The organism is Radiobacillus sp. PE A8.2 (genome assembly GCF_045635475.1).
Lineage (GTDB): Bacteria > Bacillota > Bacilli > Bacillales > Amphibacillaceae > JBJGXI01.
Window position 1 is genome coordinate 1 of the sequence record NZ_JBJGXI010000069.1, and the last position, 20,303, is coordinate 20,303.

At 35.8% G+C, this 20,303-nt stretch carries 20 protein-coding genes and 4 pseudogenes; 8 read left to right on the forward strand and 16 right to left on the reverse strand.

Annotated elements, in window-relative coordinates:
* Positions 1–123: 123 nt before the first annotated feature.
* Positions 124–657, reverse strand: a pseudogene (locus ACI6MV_RS23190) (class I SAM-dependent methyltransferase); the annotation flags it as partial.
* A gap of 525 nt (positions 658–1,182) precedes the next feature.
* On the opposite strand from ACI6MV_RS23190, the gene ACI6MV_RS23195 reads away from it, so the two are divergent.
* The 3 genes from ACI6MV_RS23195 to ACI6MV_RS23205 are packed head-to-tail and all read left to right on the forward strand — an operon-like array spanning position 1,183 to position 4,842.
* A complete protein-coding gene (locus ACI6MV_RS23195) occupies positions 1,183–2,646 on the forward strand; it encodes a spore germination protein (RefSeq protein ID WP_407272713.1) in 1,464 nt (487 codons plus the stop codon).
* Between the two features lie 4 nt (positions 2,647–2,650).
* A complete protein-coding gene (locus tag ACI6MV_RS23200) occupies positions 2,651–3,757 on the forward strand; it encodes a GerAB/ArcD/ProY family transporter (RefSeq protein ID WP_407272714.1) in 1,107 nt (368 codons plus the stop codon).
* A 2-nt stretch (positions 3,758–3,759) separates the two neighbouring features.
* Positions 3,760–4,842: a Ger(x)C family spore germination protein gene (locus ACI6MV_RS23205; protein WP_407272715.1), complete on the forward strand. Its 1,083-nt coding sequence runs from the start codon at positions 3,760–3,762 to the stop codon at positions 4,840–4,842.
* Between the two features lie 156 nt (positions 4,843–4,998).
* Here the strand turns inward: ACI6MV_RS23205 and ACI6MV_RS23210 are convergent, their stop codons facing one another.
* The 4 genes from ACI6MV_RS23210 to ACI6MV_RS23225 all read right to left on the reverse strand — a co-directional run bounded on the left by ACI6MV_RS23210 (position 4,999) and on the right by ACI6MV_RS23225 (position 7,943).
* Entirely contained in the window at positions 4,999–5,160 is a 162-nt protein-coding gene (locus tag ACI6MV_RS23210) for a hypothetical protein (protein WP_407272716.1), read from the reverse strand.
* Between the two features lie 49 nt (positions 5,161–5,209).
* Positions 5,210–5,689 (reverse strand): LURP-one-related/scramblase family protein, encoded by a 480-nt coding sequence (locus ACI6MV_RS23215; RefSeq protein ID WP_407272717.1) that lies wholly within the window; start codon positions 5,687–5,689, stop codon positions 5,210–5,212.
* 98 nt (positions 5,690–5,787) lie between these two features.
* Positions 5,788–6,582, reverse strand: coding sequence for an alpha/beta fold hydrolase (locus ACI6MV_RS23220; RefSeq protein ID WP_407272718.1), 795 nt, complete (start codon positions 6,580–6,582; stop codon positions 5,788–5,790).
* Positions 6,583–6,947: 365 nt separating this feature from the next.
* Positions 6,948–7,943: an RpnC/YadD family protein gene (locus ACI6MV_RS23225; protein ID WP_407272719.1), complete on the reverse strand. Its 996-nt coding sequence runs from the start codon at positions 7,941–7,943 to the stop codon at positions 6,948–6,950.
* A 255-nt stretch (positions 7,944–8,198) separates the two neighbouring features.
* Here ACI6MV_RS23225 and ACI6MV_RS23230 point away from each other — a divergent pair, with 255 nt between their 5' ends.
* Positions 8,199–8,741 carry a DUF3990 domain-containing protein gene (locus ACI6MV_RS23230; RefSeq protein ID WP_407272720.1) on the forward strand — a complete coding sequence of 181 codons (543 nt, stop codon included), beginning with the start codon at positions 8,199–8,201 and terminating at the stop codon, positions 8,739–8,741.
* Positions 8,728–8,958 carry a hypothetical protein gene (locus ACI6MV_RS23235; protein WP_407272721.1) on the forward strand — a complete coding sequence of 77 codons (231 nt, stop codon included), beginning with the start codon at positions 8,728–8,730 and terminating at the stop codon, positions 8,956–8,958. The genes ACI6MV_RS23230 and ACI6MV_RS23235 overlap by 14 nt, the downstream gene beginning before the upstream one ends.
* A gap of 230 nt (positions 8,959–9,188) precedes the next feature.
* Here the strand turns inward: ACI6MV_RS23235 and ACI6MV_RS23240 are convergent, their stop codons facing one another.
* The 6 genes from ACI6MV_RS23240 to ACI6MV_RS23265 form a co-directional block, all read right to left on the reverse strand.
* Complete coding sequence (locus ACI6MV_RS23240; RefSeq protein WP_407272722.1) at positions 9,189–9,833, reverse strand: RpnC/YadD family protein; 645 nt, start codon at positions 9,831–9,833, stop codon at positions 9,189–9,191.
* A 52-nt stretch (positions 9,834–9,885) separates the two neighbouring features.
* On the reverse strand, positions 9,886–10,392 hold the full coding sequence (locus ACI6MV_RS23245; RefSeq protein WP_407272723.1) for a GNAT family N-acetyltransferase: 507 nt from the start codon (positions 10,390–10,392) through the stop codon (positions 9,886–9,888).
* A 188-nt stretch (positions 10,393–10,580) separates the two neighbouring features.
* Complete coding sequence (locus ACI6MV_RS23250) at positions 10,581–11,444, reverse strand: sensor histidine kinase (RefSeq protein ID WP_407272724.1); 864 nt, start codon at positions 11,442–11,444, stop codon at positions 10,581–10,583.
* Between the two features lie 85 nt (positions 11,445–11,529).
* Positions 11,530–12,279 (reverse strand): ABC transporter permease, encoded by a 750-nt coding sequence (locus ACI6MV_RS23255; protein ID WP_407272725.1) that lies wholly within the window; start codon positions 12,277–12,279, stop codon positions 11,530–11,532.
* Complete coding sequence (locus ACI6MV_RS23260) at positions 12,248–13,195, reverse strand: ATP-binding cassette domain-containing protein (RefSeq protein ID WP_407272726.1); 948 nt, start codon at positions 13,193–13,195, stop codon at positions 12,248–12,250. The genes ACI6MV_RS23255 and ACI6MV_RS23260 overlap by 32 nt, the downstream gene beginning before the upstream one ends.
* 115 nt (positions 13,196–13,310) lie before the next feature.
* Complete coding sequence (locus tag ACI6MV_RS23265; protein ID WP_407272727.1) at positions 13,311–14,003, reverse strand: response regulator transcription factor; 693 nt, start codon at positions 14,001–14,003, stop codon at positions 13,311–13,313.
* 252 nt (positions 14,004–14,255) lie between these two features.
* Between ACI6MV_RS23265 and ACI6MV_RS23270 the strand changes: the two genes are divergently transcribed.
* On the forward strand, positions 14,256–14,531 hold the full coding sequence (locus ACI6MV_RS23270; RefSeq protein WP_407272728.1) for an NUDIX hydrolase: 276 nt from the start codon (positions 14,256–14,258) through the stop codon (positions 14,529–14,531).
* Between the two features lie 210 nt (positions 14,532–14,741).
* Here the strand turns inward: ACI6MV_RS23270 and ACI6MV_RS23275 are convergent, their stop codons facing one another.
* The 5 genes and pseudogenes from ACI6MV_RS23275 to ACI6MV_RS23295 form a co-directional block, all read right to left on the reverse strand.
* Entirely contained in the window at positions 14,742–15,653 is a 912-nt protein-coding gene (locus ACI6MV_RS23275) for an RpnC/YadD family protein (protein WP_407272729.1), read from the reverse strand.
* Positions 15,654–16,008: 355 nt separating this feature from the next.
* The gene (locus ACI6MV_RS23280; protein WP_407272730.1) at positions 16,009–16,110 is read right to left on the reverse strand and encodes a putative holin-like toxin; all 102 of its coding nucleotides are present in this window, start codon (positions 16,108–16,110) and stop codon (positions 16,009–16,011) included.
* 373 nt (positions 16,111–16,483) lie between these two features.
* Positions 16,484–18,031 carry a BCCT family transporter gene (locus ACI6MV_RS23285; RefSeq protein ID WP_407272731.1) on the reverse strand — a complete coding sequence of 516 codons (1,548 nt, stop codon included), beginning with the start codon at positions 18,029–18,031 and terminating at the stop codon, positions 16,484–16,486.
* Between the two features lie 375 nt (positions 18,032–18,406).
* Positions 18,407–18,587 (reverse strand): annotated as a pseudogene (locus ACI6MV_RS23290) (DUF4351 domain-containing protein); the annotation flags it as partial.
* A 122-nt stretch (positions 18,588–18,709) separates the two neighbouring features.
* A pseudogene (locus ACI6MV_RS23295) lies at positions 18,710–18,997 on the reverse strand (MFS transporter); the annotation flags it as partial.
* A 520-nt stretch (positions 18,998–19,517) separates the two neighbouring features.
* Between ACI6MV_RS23295 and tnpA the strand changes: the two are divergent.
* Positions 19,518–19,916 carry an IS200/IS605 family transposase gene (tnpA, locus tag ACI6MV_RS23300; protein WP_407272732.1) on the forward strand — a complete coding sequence of 133 codons (399 nt, stop codon included), beginning with the start codon at positions 19,518–19,520 and terminating at the stop codon, positions 19,914–19,916.
* A 16-nt stretch (positions 19,917–19,932) separates the two neighbouring features.
* A pseudogene (locus ACI6MV_RS23305) lies at positions 19,933–20,303 on the forward strand (RNA-guided endonuclease TnpB family protein); the annotation flags it as partial.

Below are 20,303 nucleotides of genomic sequence, written 5' to 3' on the forward strand. Positions count from 1 at the left end.
TCTTCACCTCCTGACTATATTTTACCAAAAGGAACACGTGTTTGTCTTGCGATCTAATTTTAAATTTCAAGAAAGAGCGATTCATCCCACATCTGAAGAAGTGGGATGAATCGCTCTTAAGTTCTGTAATCCTTGTAATTGGTAATCATCAACTGCCCAATGCAGACGATTCCCTTTGCGATCGTAATACCAATCTTGTTCGTTCCGAGAAGTGTACATTGGATGTTCAACTGAAAATACAAAAGACCCACCAGGTGTTAGACAATCATAGACCTTTTTACAGACTGCATCAAAGGCTTCGATATAGTGAAAAGCCAATGAACTGATCACAACATCAAACGGAGAGTCTGAGAAATCAATGTCTTCGATTGGCATATTTATGTATGAAATTAATGGATCCGTAGTCATTTCCCGAGCTTGTTGAAGCATTTTTTCAGATATATCTACTCCAATAACAGACCTTGCTTGCTGTTCTAGAGCGTAACGACAATGCCAACCGAAACCGCATCCCAAATCAAGTACACTTTTATTTCGAAGTTCAGGCAATAGTTCTTTAAATACGTACCATTCCCCCGCACCTTCAAGTCCATTGACTGAACGCGCCATTTTTTTATATACAGAAAAGAAATTCATGTCATCATACTTGTTTTGCTTCACAATATATACAACTCCTGAATGTTAAGTTAGCCTACTAAAAGCAACCTGCTCTTTAAAGTACACAAAAAGTTATTTATTTTGCCGTATACAGTCCGCTTTGTGTAATACCCCTATTAACCTGTCTGTCTGCTTATAAAAATCAATATAACATTTCCTAATTATTAATCCTAGAATATTTGCCATTATATACAAAGGTTACTCCTACTCTGCTAAAAAATTACAAAGGTGAGTCCCGTGAAAATCTTATTTGCACATCGAATAAGATTTAGAAAAATGAATCATAATAACGTGATATACAGAGCGTATTCCTTTCACAATCATCACGCTAACTATTTCGGTTTAATGAGAACCACTTTATCTTAGCAAATGAGAACTTGTCATGAATACATAGATTCATCTACACAGAGCCGAGAGCATAGCTACAGGGCCCGTTTTTTAGTATTCGGTGGGGAACGTGGCCCCCTGAATGTTAGAAGAAGTGGGTAACCGGTCTCACCACGACCATCATTTAGGGGGGTGGACAACTTGTTTAGAAACAAAACTGAACGTGACAAAAATAAAAGTGAGTTTGAAAATATAACTATTACAGCATTAAAAAAACTTTTAACCAATATGCATGATGCAGAAATTGTAGAACGTCAAAAAAATAAGGAACAAAAAGTTACCCTTTTATACATAAAAACGTTAATCGATCAGGAGCGCTTGAATGAATGCATTATCGAACCTTTGATCCACTATTCCGAGGATCGTGTGCATGAATGCATTACAAATGCTAAGGTTTCAGAGATTACCACATTGTTTGAAGCACAAGAGGAGATATTATACGGTTCAATACTACTAAACGATTCCTTGAACAATAAATGGTGGGCAGTTCGGCTTGAAAATCAGTTTAACCGTGCGATTCAACCGTCTCAAACGGAAACTATTATATTTGGGCCAAAAGACAGCTTTACGGAACAAATAGATCAAAATATCAGATTAATTCGCAAAAGGATTCCCATGACATCATTAAAGACAGAGACCTTTACAATCGGTTCGATCAGTAAAACTACGGTTGTAATGATGTATATCGAAGGATTAACAAATCCAGAATATATCTCTCTGGCTAAAAGTAAACTTTCCAAAATTGATTTCGATCAATTCCTTGATTCATCCCAAGTTGCAACATTCATGGAAGATCATGAGCATACTGTATTTCCGCAGTTTCTACAAACCGATCGTCCTGATTCTTGCGCATATTCTCTGGGTATCGGAAAAATAATCTTGTTAGTGGATGGTACACCGTTTGCTTTGATTGCACCAATCACTTTATTTCACCTTTTCCAATCTCCAGAAGATTATTTTCTTCGTTGGACGATTGCTAGTTTTTTACGTAGTTTGCGATTACTGAGTTTTATCATTTCAATAACATTAATTCCTCTGTATGTAGCGTTAACGACACATCATTATCAGATGATTCCGCTCCAAGTTCTATTTGTTCTATTAGAGTCAAGAAGCAAATTACCCTTTACGCCATTCTGGGAAGCATTGCTGATGTTAATTGTCCTTGAGATTATAAAAGAAGCCAGTTTACGAATGCCGACAAAAACTGGCCAAACACTAGGAGTTATTGGCGGTATTATTATTGGAGAAGCAACAGTTGCTGCTTCTTTTGCCAGTACAGTATTGGTAGTTTTAATAGCTATTTCGGCGATTGCTTCATTTTTAGTTCCAAATTATTTAATGACTAAATCAAACGCATTGATTCAATTTGTGTTTCTTCTACTTGCATCTATTCTTGGTATTTATGGAATGGTACTTGGGGGAGTTTTACTACTCATTCATTTAAATGGTCTTACTTCATTAAAGCAGCCGTATTTAGCACCTCTCACTCCGTTTTATTGGGGTGATTGGAAGGATCTTTTCATTCGAGCTCCTCTAACTTGGATGAAATCTCGCCCTGAACATTTACATCCTTTGCAGAAATGGAGATACAGCAAAAGGAGATGATCACGTGACAGCATTATTTAATAAAGTCTCTTCCTTAAGCGGAGTGTATGTTTTTTTTATGGTTAATAGAATGCAGGCTCTTTATTTAGTTTTATTGATGCCTGCATATTTGGTGCATCCTCACATGATTTGGGGAATTATTATCATGGGAATTTTGTCACACTTCAATTTATGGATGCTATCAAAGTCATTTTCTTCTGGTGTTTTGTCAAAGGGGTATGAAGGCTTTGTCCAGCTTTTTGGTACAAGATTGGTTCGTATACTTGCTTTTGTCGGTTTATTTATGATTTTTATTAAAATAACTGTATTATCACTAGGCTATATAGAAATTGCAAATCAATTTATTCTTCCTTCAATAAACAGTAATTGGCTGGTTCTTTTTCTGTTTATCGTCGTTTATTACCTTGCTTCTCAAGGAATAGAGAAAACTATTCTTTTCTCTGTGATTGCATTTTTTAGCACGATCTGGTTAATGTTTACCCTTCATACCTTTTTACTTCCACCGATTGCTTCAATTCATGATTTATATCCTTTAATACCTACAGAATGGTCGATGGATTCGTGGAAAGCGTTATTACTCATTTGGGCCTCTTTATCAGGACCAGAATATTTAATTTTCTTATCACCTTGGCTTAACCCAGAACAAAACAAGTTGAAATATTGGGGGTTTGCTAATGCGCTTGCTATTCTAGAGTATTTGCTATTATTTATTTCATCGTTGTTTTTCTTCGGCTCAGACTATTTAGAAAAAATCAAATATCCCGTTGCGAACATGATCCGGTACCTGCAATGGCCACTTTTTGAAAGAATAGATATTCTGCTCATTTCATTCTATATGTTTCATTTTGTTTTTATTATTTCTCTCTACTTACTTTACTTTTATGGTGCCACTCGAATAATCCTAGGAAGGGTAAATAAACAGACGTCAAAATCTGGTTTTGCAATTATTTTTCTGACAATTTTAGTAAGTGTTATTCTTATTAATTCGTTTTTTTGGAGTTCCGAAGTGGAAAACTTTTGGCTTAAGCTCCAGGTTGGGTCAGGAGCAATTACGTACATTTTCGTCCCGGCACTTCTCCTTCTAGCCATTAAAAGGAAAGGACATGTTTAATGATGAATGCATGGATAAAGAAATCCTTCTTAGCAATATTAAGCCTAGTGTTAATGGTTGGTTGTACTCCATTTATCGAAAATAATGAGGTTGAAGATATCGCCCCTGTGATTTTCTGGTCGATTAGTGAAACAGATGAAGGGAAGTTGGAGATTAGTACATTAGTGCCGCCACTCGTTAAAGAAAAAAAGCGTTTACTCACCTTGGACGTTGACCTCGTAGAGCAAGGAGGAAAGGAATTTAATTTACTTTATTACCGTGAATTGAAAACGGGACAGCTTCGAATGTTATTAATTAATGAAGAGCTTGCTAGAAAAGGCGTCAAACCCATCCTAGAATCGATGTTACCAGACCCTGATATTTCCCAACGACTTTTTCTATTGGTTTTCAAAGGAAGCTTTAAAGATTATATTGAAAATCAATTAAATCAACAAGAAAATCTCGACTTATTTTTATACAATATGCTAAGGCATTACGAGGAATATAACCAAGGTGAAATGAGCATTATCAATTTGCATCAATTCATGAAAACGTTAAACTCTTCATATTCGTTTCCAATCCTGCCGATATTTAAAGCAGACAAAGATTCCTTAGTATATGAGGGAACTGCTTTTTTTGATGAAGACAAACTAATCACTTCGATAGAAAAAATGGATGAACAACTTTTCCAACTTATTAACAATGATCATTACCTTAAGCTATTTGCTATACCTGATTTAGCCGTAACCCTTGGTCATGTTCGCTCGAATGTAAAAATCAACTTCAATAAAAACAAATCATTAATTTCATTAAAAATCAATCTAAATGGCAGAATCGAAGAGTACCGTGGAGAAAAAAACATACTAGATGATACAGGTTTTTATGCTTTCAATCAAGAGGTTGAATCCTATTTAGAAAAACAAACAACAGAGTTACTAAAAGAAATGCAAGAATTGAAGGTTGACCCTATCCAAATAGGAGCACATACACTTAAGCCTTTCTCCAAGCCATTGAGTGAAAAGGAATGGCTAAACTATTGGGAAAAGGCGAATATTGAAGTCGACTATAATCTAACAATCGAACCACTCACCAATGTAACTCAATAGTATCTTGATCACCTTCCGCCTTAAGAATGTATAACGATGTCTGTTAAGAGATTTCAGAACTCAAGTGGTAACAAGTTAAATTTCACCATTTGAGGATCTGATTGTCCTTAGTTTTTCCATTTCTATACCGAACTGTTCAGACTCCTTTTTAAAAAATTACTTGTCTTTTGGGGTAAGGATATTAATTCCGCAATCTGAAGAATCAGATTCATAATATGCCTCAATCAGCTTATATTCTTTTTCAGAAACCTCCATGTGAGAAATATATTCAGAAACGTTGATTCTAATATTTCTTCCAGCACGTTTCTTTTTAGTCAAAACAGATTAGCTCCTTTCCTTTAAAATATAGTATTCCCAATCCGACTCATCAATCCGCTGCTTCATCTGCTTTTACACAATCAATTGCAATAACAATCGCAATAATAACTTGCTCCTGCTCGTCCTGAAAGACTTGAACTTTATAACTATCCCCCCATGTGAACCACTCTTTACTCACTTGACCGATCACTTCGCCATGCTGTACTATTTGAAAATCCATATCCCACCAGTTACCTTGTACTTCAATACCTGCCGCATCAATGCTATAGCGTGCTTTCAAGAAAGAAAATTCCTTTTTAATTTTTAAAACCTCTTGACCATTCACCTCAACGAAAAACGTCGGTAAAAAGCTGAAAACTTTTTTCGTAATAAGCCCTACTTCATTTCTTGCGGCATCCAAAATAGAGAAGATTTTCGGAACTTGCATAAAACTGCCTTCCACGTAATAAGCGTCATTTTCTTGCTGATCCTTCACTGTAAATTTGCCACTTAGACTAAATACCTTTTGCTTTATGTAAAGCTGATTCATCAAATTCCTCTCCTTTTTGATATCGTATATTTTTCGATCACAGTTGATCCTGAGGTATCGAGACGATTACCATTTTCCGTCAGTCAGAGCGAGTATATCTATTGGTCGAAATCATTTTCATTCACTAGCTCCGTTTTCAAAAAATCCATAATCGCATTTGTCACTTGCTCCGAATGGGTTATGGTTGGCACATGACCGGCTTCTGGAATGACGACTAAAGAAGCGTTAGGAATGGAGCTTAAAAGTTGATGTGCCGCTGCCATTGGAATTATGCTGTCTTTTTCTCCATGTATAATTAATGTCGGTGCGGTTATTTCTGAGATACGGGACAATAAGTCTGCGGTAGTATTTAATTTCAGCAGGGCAATCGCATCCTCTACACGTGCCCGCTTTAAAATATTCAAACCCCAGCGCTTGAAATGCGGCTCACCACTTGGAAGACAAAAATCTACAAACGTCTCCAGATAGCCATGGTAGTCCATATTTAAAAATTCAATGCTTCCTTTCATATCTTCTTTGGAAAACGTGCTCGCAAAACCGTCAACAAGTACTAGTCCCTTTACTCTTTCAGGGTACAAAAGTGCAAATAATAAAACGACTTTAACACCACTTGACTCTGCTGCTAGAATACATTCGTCGACATTCATTTGATCTAACACTTGCTTCAAATTATCTACGAGCAATTCTAAGGTAATGGTTGTACCAGCTGGGACAGGACTTTCTCCACTTCCAAGATGATCGAATGCGACACAACGTCGTTCCTGTGATAAACGCTCGATTTGCTGTTCCCACAATTCCCATGATCCTATCCAACCACCATGCGCTACAAATGGAATATCACCTTTTCCAAATGACAGCGCATGAATGACATGCTCCCCCGTTTTAATAAACATACCTCACCAACCTTTATCTTTTTTTAAAAATTTTCTGACTTATCAAGTTATAACTCTATTATATGCAAATTCCTGCCTGTTCCTTATTCAAGAAATATTATGCTTCATATATAACTTCATGGGTATAGTTGATGAACAAAATCCCAATTCATACACATCCTTCCATAAATACTACTAAGTATATTTTAGCACATTTTACTACGTTACCTGACGCCGTTATTGATTAAGTTAGACAAGGTCCCTGCCCCCATGTCTTCTCAAAGAAAAATAGCCCTCTCGTAGGAGAGGACCACTAAATGATACTTTTATTTGCATTTGGAATAAGCTTAGGTGGCACAGTGGACAGGAACAAACACCTGATTATATTAGAGTTTCTTTTTTAATTGCCAAATTTCATTAAAATCAAGCTTTGTAACCTTGGAAATTACATCTTCAGACAAACCTTGTTTTAACATTTCTATCGCAATATTCCTAGTTGCTTCTTGATTACCTTCTTCTCTTCCTTCTTCTCTTCCTTCTTTTCTTCCTTCTTTTCTTCCTTCTTCTATTCCTTGCTTTTTTCCTTTTTCTCTACCTTCTCGTATTCCTTGCTCTCTCCCTTCTCGTAACCCTTTATCCCGCCAAGAATTTGGCAATTTTAAAATCGGTTCTGCTTCCTGTGGCCCAAGTTCTTTAATTTCTTTCATTAATTGCTCCTCCTCCTTCTCATTTAAGGATAAGTACGACTCAAAAAATCCATTAATCAATTCAGACTTTGCAGGATTTATCTCTAGCTTAACGATCATGCGCAAAAATTCTTTCTTCACCTGGACTTTTTCCTTCTCCGTGTATCCCATCTTGCTCAAAAGGGCAGCAGCGACAGGATTATTAGATTCAATATAGTTTCGCCAATTTATTTTCCTTAATTCTAACATGAGATAGTTGAAGGTCAACACATGAAAGAAAGGAAACGCCATCGTGAATGTATCCTGTTCATTGCGGTGATCATCATAACTGAATATGGCAATTGGCAAAATCGGTTTCCTGTATTTATTGTAAAGCAGACTGAAATAAAGATACATCCGTTCATGAAAATTTGCTTGGGGATAGCTCTGTGGTTCGACATGTATAATGAGAATAGTATCGGTGCCTTTTAACTTTGCTTGCAATACAATATCAGCTCTTCTACTTTCCCCTTGAATAAGGTCTGTAAATGTCTCTTCTGGTAAAGGCTTGACAGAAGAAAAATCAATGTGTTGATGAACTTCAGGATAGAACGCTTCTAAAAACTCTGCGAAAAAAGTATGAATCAGTTGTTTGAATAATTGATCGTGGTGAATGTACGTGCTGGAGTCTTCTCGAACTAGCATTGCGATTGACATGATCACACATCCCGGATTGTTGATATGAGGATTGTCGAAGGAGTTTGTCTAGTATCTATTATAATACATAAACCAAACAAGAACAAGTGTTCTTTTGGTTAGTTTTGGCAGTTGGTTAAATAGCAAAGTGGGATAATGAAGCGAAACACTCATTAAAAACATGCTGCGCTGTGTGGTCGAATTTATTGGCTGTAAGTAATTTACAAAGCAAAATATGTTATAATGTAACATAGGATAGATAAAGGAGTAGGGGTGATGTTAGAAAAATTTAATATTTGTTATCATGGTACAATAAATGATTATGCAGATAAAATTGTGGACAATATAGATATAACAGTTGGTAGAACATTTACAGATTTTGGGCAAGGATTTTATGTGACCAATAACAATAACCAAGCACGAAAATGGGCACTGAAAAAATATTACGATTATAAGGAAATTAACCGAAATTTATTCCCAGCTATCGTTATAATGAAATTAGATATTGAAAAACTGCGTCAACTGAGTGGGCAAGAGTATGAAGTTCCTTCTAATCAGTGGGCTGAATTTATATTTAATTGTAGAAAAGTTGGTAAACGTGGCGGTCTATATCATCATGATGACTATGCTTGTGGTCCACTTGCTGACGGAAAAATCGTACCACTCTTAAAACGACTAGAAACTCAGAGAATCAGTTTCGAACAATTTCATCAAGGGATTTTACCCTATACAGAAATCAGCAACCAACTATCACTAAACACATTACAAGCCATAAAGTGTATTAAACACATGGAGGTGAAACGAATTGACATTAAATAAATATAACTTTGATGATATGGACATGGAATTCATTTTAGATGTCCAATTTGAATTGGAAAAACATTTTGGAAAATATGCATCTACTATTTTAGTCCAATCTGATTTTTTAAAAAGACTAGCAGAAGATCCAATGTATGTTCATCATTACGATGAAGCATACTGGGCAAATAGAATACGTGCACTTCATGAGAAAAAATCTAGTAGTTCGATAAACTAAAGAAGTATCTAATTTAATTATTATTTGCTTCTTTTTTGTTTGGGTACTTTCTAACCTCTATAATATTTAACACTATCAACGCCTGCCTTCACATTATCCATACCGCCCTGCTTGACATTCTTTTTGGTTCGTATACCTATGCTCAGGCATTTAACTAATCTCTTAATATCAACACACAAGATTTTCGTCTTGATCTTTGACATATCTTTGGGCAAAACCAGCTGATTAAATTAAAGGTTCTTTTTTAATTGGCAAATATCATTAAGATCAAGCTTTGTTACCTTGGAAATTAATTCTTCAGACAACCCTTGTTTTAACATTTCTATCGCAATATTCCTGGTTGCTTCTTGATTCCCTTCTTCTCTTCCTTGCTCTCTACCTTCTCGTAACCCTTTATCCCTCCAAGAGTTTGGTAATTTTAAAATCGGTTCTGCTTCCTGTGGTCCAAGTTCTTTAATTTCTTTCATTAATTGCTCCTCCTCCTTCTCATTTAAGGATAAGTACGACTCAAAAAATCCATTAATCAATTCAGACTTTGCAGGGTTTATTTCTAGCTTAACGATCATGCGCAAAAATTCTTTCTTCACCTGGACTTTTTCCTTCTCCGTGTATCCCATCTTACTTAAAAGGGCAGCAGCGAACGGATTATTAGATTCAATATAGTTTCGCCAATTTATTTTTCTTAATTCTAACATGAGATAGTTGAAGGTCAACACATGAAAGAAAGGAAACGCCATTGTGAATGTATCTTGTTCATTCCGGTAATCATCATAACTGAATATGGCAATTGGCAAAATCGGTTTTCTATATTTATTGTAAAGCAAGGGAACAAGGGGACAGGAACCTTGTTCCACGATTGAGTAGGCTAATTCCACCGAATTAAGATACACTGGGACAGTAAACCTATCACCTTCGTGTCATTCGATCCTATTTATTTATACACTTTTGATATTTACTGTGTCCATCTGATATACCAACAAGTTCAAATTTATTATGCTTATAAAAGTTATTTAATTTTGTATTATCCGCAACACAATCTAATTTAACACATTCCTTGTCACCTTCATTGTTCTGTATCCAATCCAAAATACTTTTACCCATTCCGCACTTCATATATGTAGGAATAATCGCAAGTCTATGTAAATAAAGCGATTGAGAGGAAAGATCTTCTCCCCAAATATGCCTGTCCCAGTCACTTTGTTCAGATAAAAGTGTAAATGTAGCCACAATATTGATATCTTTCATAACAATATACGTTTCTCGATTAGATATGGCTTTTTCAATCTCTTCATCATCACCACCATCTAATAGAAACGCCCATTGATTTATTTCATTATCTTTCATCCATAGAGCTATCTGTTTTAACATTTTAATAATTTCACTACTATCCTCATTCGTAGCAATTCTTATATTGAAACCTTTTAAGTGATCCAAATCTTTTATTTCCTCCTCATAGGTCTTGATTTTTTTTATTCTACCTTTAAATACAACAAACCACTTCTACATACCAGCTTCGTTATCTAAATATGAACAATCACTTTCTATTTTCAACTCATGCTCATCGTTATTTAAAATTTTTCTATTATGATACTCAATCTTTACGCTCCGATTGAAAGAAAAATTCAGGAAGAGTTAGGATGCAGCATTGTGGTTAAAGACCTCCATTCACAAATCATAGTTAATTGATTCTCTTCTAACTCAGCATAGATACTCCCGTTCATTTTTTCCATCAAGCTTTTAGCAATTGGCAAACCTAACCCAGTACCCTTTCCCATCCGAGTCTGGTCCGCCTTATAAAAACGATCAAACATTTGATTTAAATCATGTTCGCTAAGTTCGTCAACGGTGTTGGAAATTCGAAGTTGAACAGTTGTATCATATTTTTCAAGCTGGACGATTACATTTCCTGTTGAGTATCTAATAGCATTTACCACTAAATTTTCCACAACTCTTCTAACAGCAGATGTGTCAACCATCATCATAATATCATTGTCTGGAATATGAATTTCAGGTTCTATATTTTTTCTATTAAATTCCTCATAAAATCCAAAAAGTGCCTCTATAATCAAAACGTTGAATTTAACTCTCTCCATTGTCAAAGGATAATCTGCTTGTTCGATAATTGATAACTCGAAAAAATCTTCAAGTAGTATCTTTAACCTTCCTGCACTATTTTTTATTGTTTCTATGTATTCCTTTTTCATTTCAGAACTTATTTCATCCGATTCTAGCAACTGTATATACCCTAATATCGATGTTAATGGCGTTCGAATATCATGAGAAATATGGGATATAGCCCGTTTTAACTCATTTTCAGTAGAACGCTTTACTGCCTCTGCCTGTTTCGTCAGATCTATCTGGTTATTAATTTCCTTTGCTAGTTCCTCAAAATGACGATCAGGATATATAATATCAATCTTCTTAGCTGTTTTATTTTGGTTGAAATTATGAAGTTGCCGCGTTGTACTTTTAATATCTTTTTTCAATAGGTAGAAACGAGTGAGGACATATACCAAAGCTATTATGACAGATATGAATAAATAGAGCATTTTACCTCACCCGCTTTTTTATTTACTTAATTTCTTTTCTTTGAAATATAATAACACCTATAATCCAAAATAATAGAAAAGTTAGAATGGGAATCACTACAAGTAATACAATATCATTACTGTCCAAACTGTTCACGATACTAATGTCATAGATCAACTTAAAAACAGAATGATTCAGTATTGGTTCAAAAAATGGTACTTTAGCTGCTAACATTTGCAATGGCCAGTCAACAAATATAAAAAACATTAGCAGAAATCCTATAGTTTTTCCACTGTCGGTAAAGAGAATGGAAAAAATCGTCATAATCGATGCGAAGGCAGCAACGTATAATATAATCAGTCCTGTGGTTTGGAAATAATATGTCATTTCAGGCAGATTGTCAAATCCAAAATAGATAGCACTTACACCCGTCATCATGATTGGTAAAATCATTGATATAATTACCGCTCCAATTGAAAACACGATCAACTTTGCAGAGTAGATACGTAACCTGCTTTTCCCCGAGGATACGATACTTTTCATCGTCCCCATGGAGTATTCACTCGTAATAAAGAACCCTGCGAGAATACTTGGAATAAGCTTCACTATATTCGCATGAGGACCAAGGATACTTTCTTGATAGTAATCCTTTACAGCCGGCAGTCCTGAGGCACCATTATCAAATTCTATAAGAGGAAACAACACGGAAATGGCAATTAACATCCAAGTCAAGAAACGAAATGATCGATCTTTCTTTAATTTATACCACTCTGTTTTCAATAAGTTCCCCATGCTGTACACCCCCGATACGATTACTGAAGTACGTTTCCAAATCTTCTCCCATAGGCATAAATTGTTCGATTACCAAGCCTTCACCGGTTAAGATTTTGGAGACTTTTCCTGGTGCATTAACAGAGGCATACAGCTTAATGGTCCCATCTGGCATTACTTCAAATTCTTGCGTTGATAAATGACTTTCTATTATAGTTGCAGCCTTGCTTGGCTCATCTACTTTAATATGCAAGTACTGCTGGCATTTTTCATGTAGTTCTTTTGCAGATAATTGTTCTAACAATTCTCCATTATGGATAATCCCAAAATCCGTGGCTAATAAATGCAGTTCACTTAAGATATGGCTTGAGATCAAAATCGTAATGCCATATTCTCTGTTAAGCTTCTTCAGCAGTTCTCGTATTTCGACCACACCCATGGGGTCCAGGCCATTAATAGGCTCATCCAAAATCAAAAATTCAGGATCACCTAATAGAGCAATTGCCAGACCCAGACGTTGCTTCATTCCTAAAGAAAAATTCTTTACTTTCTTTTTTTCTGTATTTTGTAAACCTACCAGCCTAAGCGTTTTTTCGATACAAGCCTTGCCTGGTATACCTTTTAACAGACGGTGTGCTTCTAGATTTTCCGCAGCTGTCATCTGTGGGTATAAAGCAGGACCTTCAATAATTGTTCCGATTCTCTTTCTTGCCTCGATTATCTCTCGTTCATTATTTTCTCCAAATAATTCAAATGTCCCCGAGGATGGATACGCAAGGCCTGTGATCAAACGAATCAACGTTGATTTACCTGCACCATTTTGTCCAATAAAACCATAAATAGATCCATTTTTTATCTTTACACTCACTTTATTGAGTACCATATTTTCTTGATATTTTTTAGACAATTGATTAGTTGTCAACACATACTCATTCATCAAGGTTCCCTCCTTAAGTCATTATTCATCTTGTCCAAAAGAATTGCTTTTCGAACATTCTTACAGTATAAGGAGGAAAACATAAGAAATTCTTAAGTGAATTCTTAAGAAAACCTTAAGTTTTGAGTTTATAGCCCATTCCCCAGATTGTTTCAATATACGCTTCATGCTGGTTTGCTTTCGCAAGTTTACTCCTAATATTACTTAAATGAACATTAATGGTATTGTCATCCCCATAGAATTTCTGATTCCAAACACTCTCAAACAAATTCGCCTTGGAAAAAACTTTATTAGGGGAGGACATCATTAGAAGTAATATCTCATATTCCCGCGCTGTTAATTTGAGTTCTTTTCCATTTACTTTTACTATTTTTGCATCCGCATCCAAAACCATATCCTTATGGCTAATTTGGTTAATAATTGGGACACCGGATAGATCTCGATATCTTCTAAGGCAAGAATCAATTCTGGCAGATACCTCTTCAATATCAAAAGGTTTTGTAATGTAGTCATCTGCACCAGCTCTTAGTGCATTTATTTTTATTTGTGTTTCAAGCTTTGCCGAAATAATAATGATAGGAACATTACTTTCTTTTGTTACTTTTTTTAAGATATCCTCACCAGACAAACCAGGGAGCATAAGATCAATTAATATCAAGTCCCATTTCTCTATATCTAGATAAATCATTGCTTCTGTCCCTGAATAAGCCGGCTTTGGAGAATAACCACTTTTAGTAACTATATTACATAGTAAGCGATTAATATCATCTTCATCTTCAATTATTAGAATATTTACCGAATCCTTCAAACTACTCATCCTCATAATTTTTATCATTATCATTCATTGAAATAAGGTTAATGTCAAGTGCAATAAAATTAAATTTTTAATTCGATTTCTTCATACAGAGATACTTCGTTACGATAATTCATAGGAGGTTTCTTTTTTGAAAAAACAATTAAAGTTGTCTCGACAATTATCGAAAACGAAAGCAATGCGCTGGTGCCGTTAAGATCTCCACACATGTCGATGGCCAATCTATAGAAGTTTCCAGGCGGTAAAATGAAGCCTGGTGATGGTCTATACACTGCGATTGAAATAGATATTCAGGAAGCGTTAGCATGTATGATTATGGATATAACACTCTATTATGAATATACACATGAGTATGCATCTGTGATTGTTCATCTTGTTGGGATAACTTGCATCATTATCGAGGGGAAGCCTGAGGAGAAAGAGCAAGCTGAGCTTAGGTGGTTGAAGCGTGAGAGCTTAGCCTCATTAGAATGGACTCCTGTAGATATACCAGCGTTGGAAAAGTTAATGAATGAAAAGTAGCCTTCTCGTAGAATAAAACTACGAAATGTGTTTTTATTTGCTTTCACGTGCAGATTCAGACACTCTATTTTATTACCCTATTCAGACTGTGTTGCTAGGCGGCAGTGACAGGAACCTTGTCCCACTTCTGAGTAGGCGATACCACCGTTAAGAAACGCTGGGACAGTAAATCTGTCCCCCTGTGTCCACACAAACAAATCTCTAATTAAATTAGAGGCACTTTTTTAATTGACGAATTTCATTAGAATCAAGCTTTGTAACCTTGGAAATTACATCTTCAGACAACCCTTGTTTTAACATTTCTATCGCAATATTCCTGGTTGCTTCTTGATTCCCTTCTTCTCTTCCTTGCTCTCTACCTTCTCGTAACCCTTTATCCCTCCAAGAGTTTGGTAATTTTAAAATCGGTTCTGCTTCCTGTGGTCCAAGTTCTTTAATTTCTTTCATTAGTTGCTCCTCCTCCTTCTCATTTAAGGATAAGTACGACTCAAAAAATCCATTAATCAATTCAGACTTTGCAGGATTTATCTCTAGCTTAACGATCATGCGCAAAAATTCTTTCTTCACCTGGACTTTTTCCTTCTCCGTGTATCCCATCTTGCTCAAAAGAGCAGCAGCGACAGGATTATTAGATTCAATATAGTTTCGCCAATTTATTTTCCTTAATTCTAACATGAGATAGTTGAAGGTCAACACTTGAAAGAAAGGAAACGCCATCGTGAAAGTATCCTGTTCATTGCGGTAATCATCGTAACTAAATATAGCAATGGGTAAAATTGGTTTCCTATATTTATTGTAAAGCAGACTGAAATAAAGATACATCCGTTCATGAAAATTTGCTTGAGGATAGCTTTGTGGTTCGACATGTATAATGAGAATAGTATCGGTACCTTTTAACTTTGCTTGCAATACAATATCAGCTCTTCTACTTTCCCCTTCAATTAGGTCTGTAAATGTCTCTTCTGGCAAAGGCTTGACAGAAGAAAAATCAATGTGTTGATGGACTTCAGGATAGAACGCTTCTAAAAACTCTGCGAAAAAAGTATGAATCAGTTGTTTGAATAATTGATCGTGATGAGTGTACGTGCTGGAGTCTTCTCGAACTAGCATTGCGATTGACATGATCACACATCCCGGATTATTGATATGAGGATTGTCGAAGGAGTTTGTCTAGTATCTATTATAATACATAAACCGAACAAGAACAAGTGTTCTATCCACTAAAAAAGAGGGCCTGTAAACCTGTCTCCTTGTGACGTTCATTAATGAATGAGTTATATAACTGCATTAAGTATCCAGCTTAGCTACACTTTTCTTTGTTTACAGGCGTATGGTATAATAAAAGTAACATACGCATAAAACTAAAACAGGCCACAGCTAGTAACTGTGACCTGCAGATAAGCGGTTCCCCCAGAGGGTTCGGCTATCATTGCATGATAGACCTCACCTAATCACTTGTCAGGGTAAATAGGGAGGTCTATTTTCTGTTGATCAACGAAATGATCAAAGCGAGTAATGCAATCAAGAAAGTGCCAAAACCAATTAGCACCATGAAGCTTTCATACATACCCATAGGCATCACCCCCTTTCACAGGGATTAGCCGACCTCACCTAAAGGAACTTTATCTTACTAGATTATAGCATAGATGCGCGCTCAAAAAGAACATTTGTTCTTTATGGTTTGAATTTTATTCCTCCAACATACAACGAGTTTACTAATAGAAAAAATAAAATATGGCACAGTAAACCTGACCCCACGTTGTTATTTTCAGCTATTTTAATATTTAAAAATAAGCATAATACAAAACGATCGTAAGAGAAAATGGCGTGCCAAAACTGTTGTCAGTTGGCACGCCATTTTTATTGTCATTGATTGTTATGCACTTCAAACGGTTTACTAAATGAAGAGATGTTCTTACATAGATTGATTAACATTGTTATTTTTTGCTGCTTCACTTCTTTGTAGATTTAACAGCAGCTACTATATGTTGTTCTTTAGCCATTTGCTTTACAATTTTCGGTGCACTCCATAGTGGTGGAAGTAGCAATATAGATACAGGTACTGCCGTTACAACAATAAAGTTTTGTATTGCTTGTATACTTCCCTCACCAATTGTTAGTAATGCTACGGTTAATATACCGAATAACACTACCCAAAAGACTCTCAGCCACTTTTGTGGATGCTCTGAACCTTGTAAGGTTACTGCAACTGTATATGCAATGGAATCAACTGTAGTCGATACAAACACAACACTAACGATTAAGAACCCAACAGCCAGCCATAATCCCATTGGTAGTTGGTCCATAATTGCCATTACAGTCGCCGGCATTCCTCCATCACCTAATGGGCCTGAAATGGAACCAGGATTCTTTAATTCTTGAGATAATCCTGTACCACCAACAACTGTAAACCAGAAATTACTAACTAATGGAGCAATAATAGATACTGCTACGATAAGCTCTCTGACCGTGCGACCTCTCGATATCTTACTAATAAAAATAGCCACCATTGGTGCGTATCCTAGGAACCAGCCCCAGAAAAATACAGTCCAATAGCCAAGCCAAGCTTGATCACCGCGATATAAATTCATTTCGAGCAAATGTTGTAATTGAAAAGCTTGAGCACTAATAAAAGAATCTATTAAAAACATTGTTGGGCCAATAATGAGAATAATTGCTGCTAATACTACAACAAATATCACGTTTAAACGACTTAAGAATTGAATTCCTTTGTCAACCCCACTCGCTACAGATATAGCAGCAATAAGAATTAGCGCTCCAACAACGATCATATTCGTAGCCAACGTATTTGGAATATCAAATAAAAAATGCAGACCATAGCCTATTTGCAGACCTAAAAATCCGATAGGCCCCATTGTACCTGCAGCAACTGCAATGATAGAAATGATATCAGCAGTTGAACCAACTATACTTTTATTAAATATCTTTTCTCCGAAAATAGGATAAAGGATTGTACGTGGTTTAAGTGGATATCCTTTATGATAATGTGCATACATGAGGACAATTGTTGTTAAAGTACCTAAACACGCCCACGCTAGGAAGCCCCAGTGTACAAAGCTTTGGGATAAAGCAGGAATGATTGCCTCTAGTGGTGTCATTCCATCATTCGCAAACAACGGTGGAGTCGTAACAAAATGGTAGAGTGGCTCTGATGCAGCCCAAAATACACCACCACTAGCTAGAAGTATACATAAAATCATCGAAATCCAACGGAAATAACCATTCTCAGGCTTCTCCATTTTCCCTAACTTCACATGTCCATATTTTGAAAATGCTAATATAATTCCAATTACAAAATTTCCCAGTAATAATAATTGCCAATAGGCACCAAAAAATGTTACAGACCAATTGAAGGATTCCGTTACCCAACCTGCAAGCTTATCAATGTCAATTAATGAAAAAATGACAAAGAGTAATAAAAACCCTCCACTAACAGCAAATGTGGTCCAGTCCATTTTCAAATTCTTTATTGTTTTCATTCTTTTCCTCCTATAAAGTATAACGAAGCGAGATCGTTATTTTTAAATCTTCCATTGATGATCCTTGATGTCTTTGAGGAAAAGTTTACGGAACCGAAGCACCACTTGCTCTCTTTCTAAACCGTATACTATAATCGTCGTCTAAGATAATTTCACCTACCTTTCTATCTATGCTTTTAATTTTATATATCCCTTTAGCCGAAAGTTGACAAATTAATATTATAGTCATAAAACATCACTCAGTCAAACCAATTTTTCTATATGAGAGAAAATTTCTGATGTGGCAGATACTGGGCTTGTTTAGGCGTTGCTGCAATATTTAAGGAGAATGGGTGTTTCGGAGAGTTTGACTTTGGAAGACAATAATTATTAGTTTTCGTTAAAGGATAAATAAGACTCAAAGAATCCATTAATCAATTCAGACTTTGCAGGATTTATTTCCAACTTAACGATCATGCGCAAAAATTCTTTCTTCACCTGGACTTTCCTTTGCCGTATATCCAACCTTGCTCAAAAGGGCAGCAGCGACAGGATTGTTAGATTCAATATAGTCTTGGCAGTTGGTTAAATAGCAAAGTGCAATAAAAAAAAAAAACCCAATTCCCATTTTAAAACTGAGAAATTGGGATTGTATGCGATCATCCATAGATTAAACCGCGTTCCCTAATGCTACTAATTTTAATCCGTGTCGGAAATCTCAGCATAATACGCTGCTTTCGAAGGCTGTGTGTTAAACATAAATAATATAATTGTAACTGAAAACATCATGAGGCTTCCTAATACAACGACGAAGCGAATAGACAACAATTCGCCCATCATTCCAAAAATTATAGTTTCAACAATGATGAAAAAGGCTTCGATGAAACCGTAAATACTACCAACCCGTCCCATTACGTTGGCTGGAACATTATTTTGGTAGAACGTGTAAAATCCTGTGTTCATAAAAGCCACCCCAAACGATAAGACACAATTAGAATCCCCACTAGACCCATAAACCCTAAAATTACATTTATTCCAACCCGAATCTACACGAGAGGGCAATTTGTACTTTGGCAGTATGGTCTACCAACCGAACTGATAGTCTTCCATTCGATTAGGCATGTCATATCAAGGTGAATTTTGGGTAAAAATGTTATACTAAGAATACAAAATTCAACTTACTTTTCAGCCAGTATCATTCATAATAGGGGGAGATAACAGTGACAATTAACTTATCCGGAAATGTGATTCGAAGGAAAAGAAAAAGTATTGAGCGTATAAGAGCTAATGCCATTTCAAGCACACAAAACACACCTCGTGGAATAACTATAACATTACAGATTTTCCGAACGAGAAAGCCCACTCCTTTAGGTGTGGGATGATAGTGAGGTCAAATACGGAGTGCCACTAATAAGCCGCAGGTTTGTGGTGCTTTAAGTATTTGAATAATTCACTCTTCTAATAGAAATTTGTTGCAGTTGAGGTAATAAGCTAATACAATGAGTTTATGAATGAATATAGAAGAACTAATACAACTGTTTCATTACTAAATTATCATTTTGTTTTTTGTCCTCGCTATAGAAGAAGAATATTTCTTCAAAGTGATGTAGAGGTGCGTTTTAAAGAATTGGTTAAAGAAATTTGTGAGGAAATACAAATAGAAATCGTTGCTATTGAATGTGATCAAGACCATTCTCACATGGTCCTTCATGCACTACCTACACTAAGTCCTGCTGATATTATGGCAAAAATTAAAGGAGTAACTTCTAAAAAATTGAGAGAGGAATTTCCACATCTTCAACATTTGCCTAGCCTTTGGACACGTTCCTATTTTGTTTCGACTGAGGGAAACGTATCGAGTGAAACAATTAAACGTTATGTCGAAAACCAGAAAAAGCGAAATTAGATAGGAGTTGAAACCTATGGCAAGGAAGCGTACACCTACTTATACTATTGAATTCTCTTTGAACATTCCAAATTGGCAAAAACACCGTTTGGAAAAGAAATTTAATATTGCAAGAATGGTCTATAATTCTTGTCTAGGTGAATCTCTAAAACGAAATAAAGCTGTGAAAGCTGATAAGCAGTATCGCACATTGCTTCATGAACCCAAATCAAAAGAACGTGATAAGAAATTAGCAGATATTCGTTTGAATTATGGCTTTTCTGAATACAGAATACATAATTTTGTAAAGGAAGTCCAACACAAATTCAAAGAACATATTGGTAGTCTTGAAGCTCAAAAACTTGCAACTAGAGCTTTTCAAACTGTAGAGAAGCTTCATTTTGGAAG

What these genes read in the sequence shown, in the direction of transcription:
- ACI6MV_RS23205 (WP_407272715.1), top strand. Translation starts at nt 3,760, where the DNA reads ATGAATGCATGGATAAAGAAATCCTTCTTAGCAATATTAAGCCTAGTG.
- ACI6MV_RS23215 (WP_407272717.1), bottom strand. Translation starts at nt 5,689, where the DNA reads ATGAATCAGCTTTACATAAAGCAAAAGGTATTTAGTCTAAGTGGCAAA.
- ACI6MV_RS23220 (WP_407272718.1), bottom strand. Translation starts at nt 6,582, where the DNA reads ATGTTTATTAAAACGGGGGAGCATGTCATTCATGCGCTGTCATTTGGA.
- ACI6MV_RS23225 (WP_407272719.1), bottom strand. Translation starts at nt 7,943, where the DNA reads ATGTCAATCGCAATGCTAGTTCGAGAAGACTCCAGCACGTACATTCAC.
- ACI6MV_RS23230 (WP_407272720.1), top strand. Translation starts at nt 8,199, where the DNA reads ATGTTAGAAAAATTTAATATTTGTTATCATGGTACAATAAATGATTAT.
- ACI6MV_RS23255 (WP_407272725.1), bottom strand. Translation starts at nt 12,279, where the DNA reads ATGGGGAACTTATTGAAAACAGAGTGGTATAAATTAAAGAAAGATCGA.
- ACI6MV_RS23260 (WP_407272726.1), bottom strand. Translation starts at nt 13,195, where the DNA reads ATGAATGAGTATGTGTTGACAACTAATCAATTGTCTAAAAAATATCAA.
- ACI6MV_RS23270 (WP_407272728.1), top strand. Translation starts at nt 14,256, where the DNA reads ATGAAGCCTGGTGATGGTCTATACACTGCGATTGAAATAGATATTCAG.
- ACI6MV_RS23275 (WP_407272729.1), bottom strand. Translation starts at nt 15,653, where the DNA reads ATGTCAATCGCAATGCTAGTTCGAGAAGACTCCAGCACGTACACTCAT.
- ACI6MV_RS23280 (WP_407272730.1), bottom strand. Translation starts at nt 16,110, where the DNA reads ATGCCTATGGGTATGTATGAAAGCTTCATGGTGCTAATTGGTTTTGGC.
- ACI6MV_RS23285 (WP_407272731.1), bottom strand. Translation starts at nt 18,031, where the DNA reads ATGAAAACAATAAAGAATTTGAAAATGGACTGGACCACATTTGCTGTT.
- tnpA (WP_407272732.1), top strand. Translation starts at nt 19,518, where the DNA reads ATGAATGAATATAGAAGAACTAATACAACTGTTTCATTACTAAATTAT.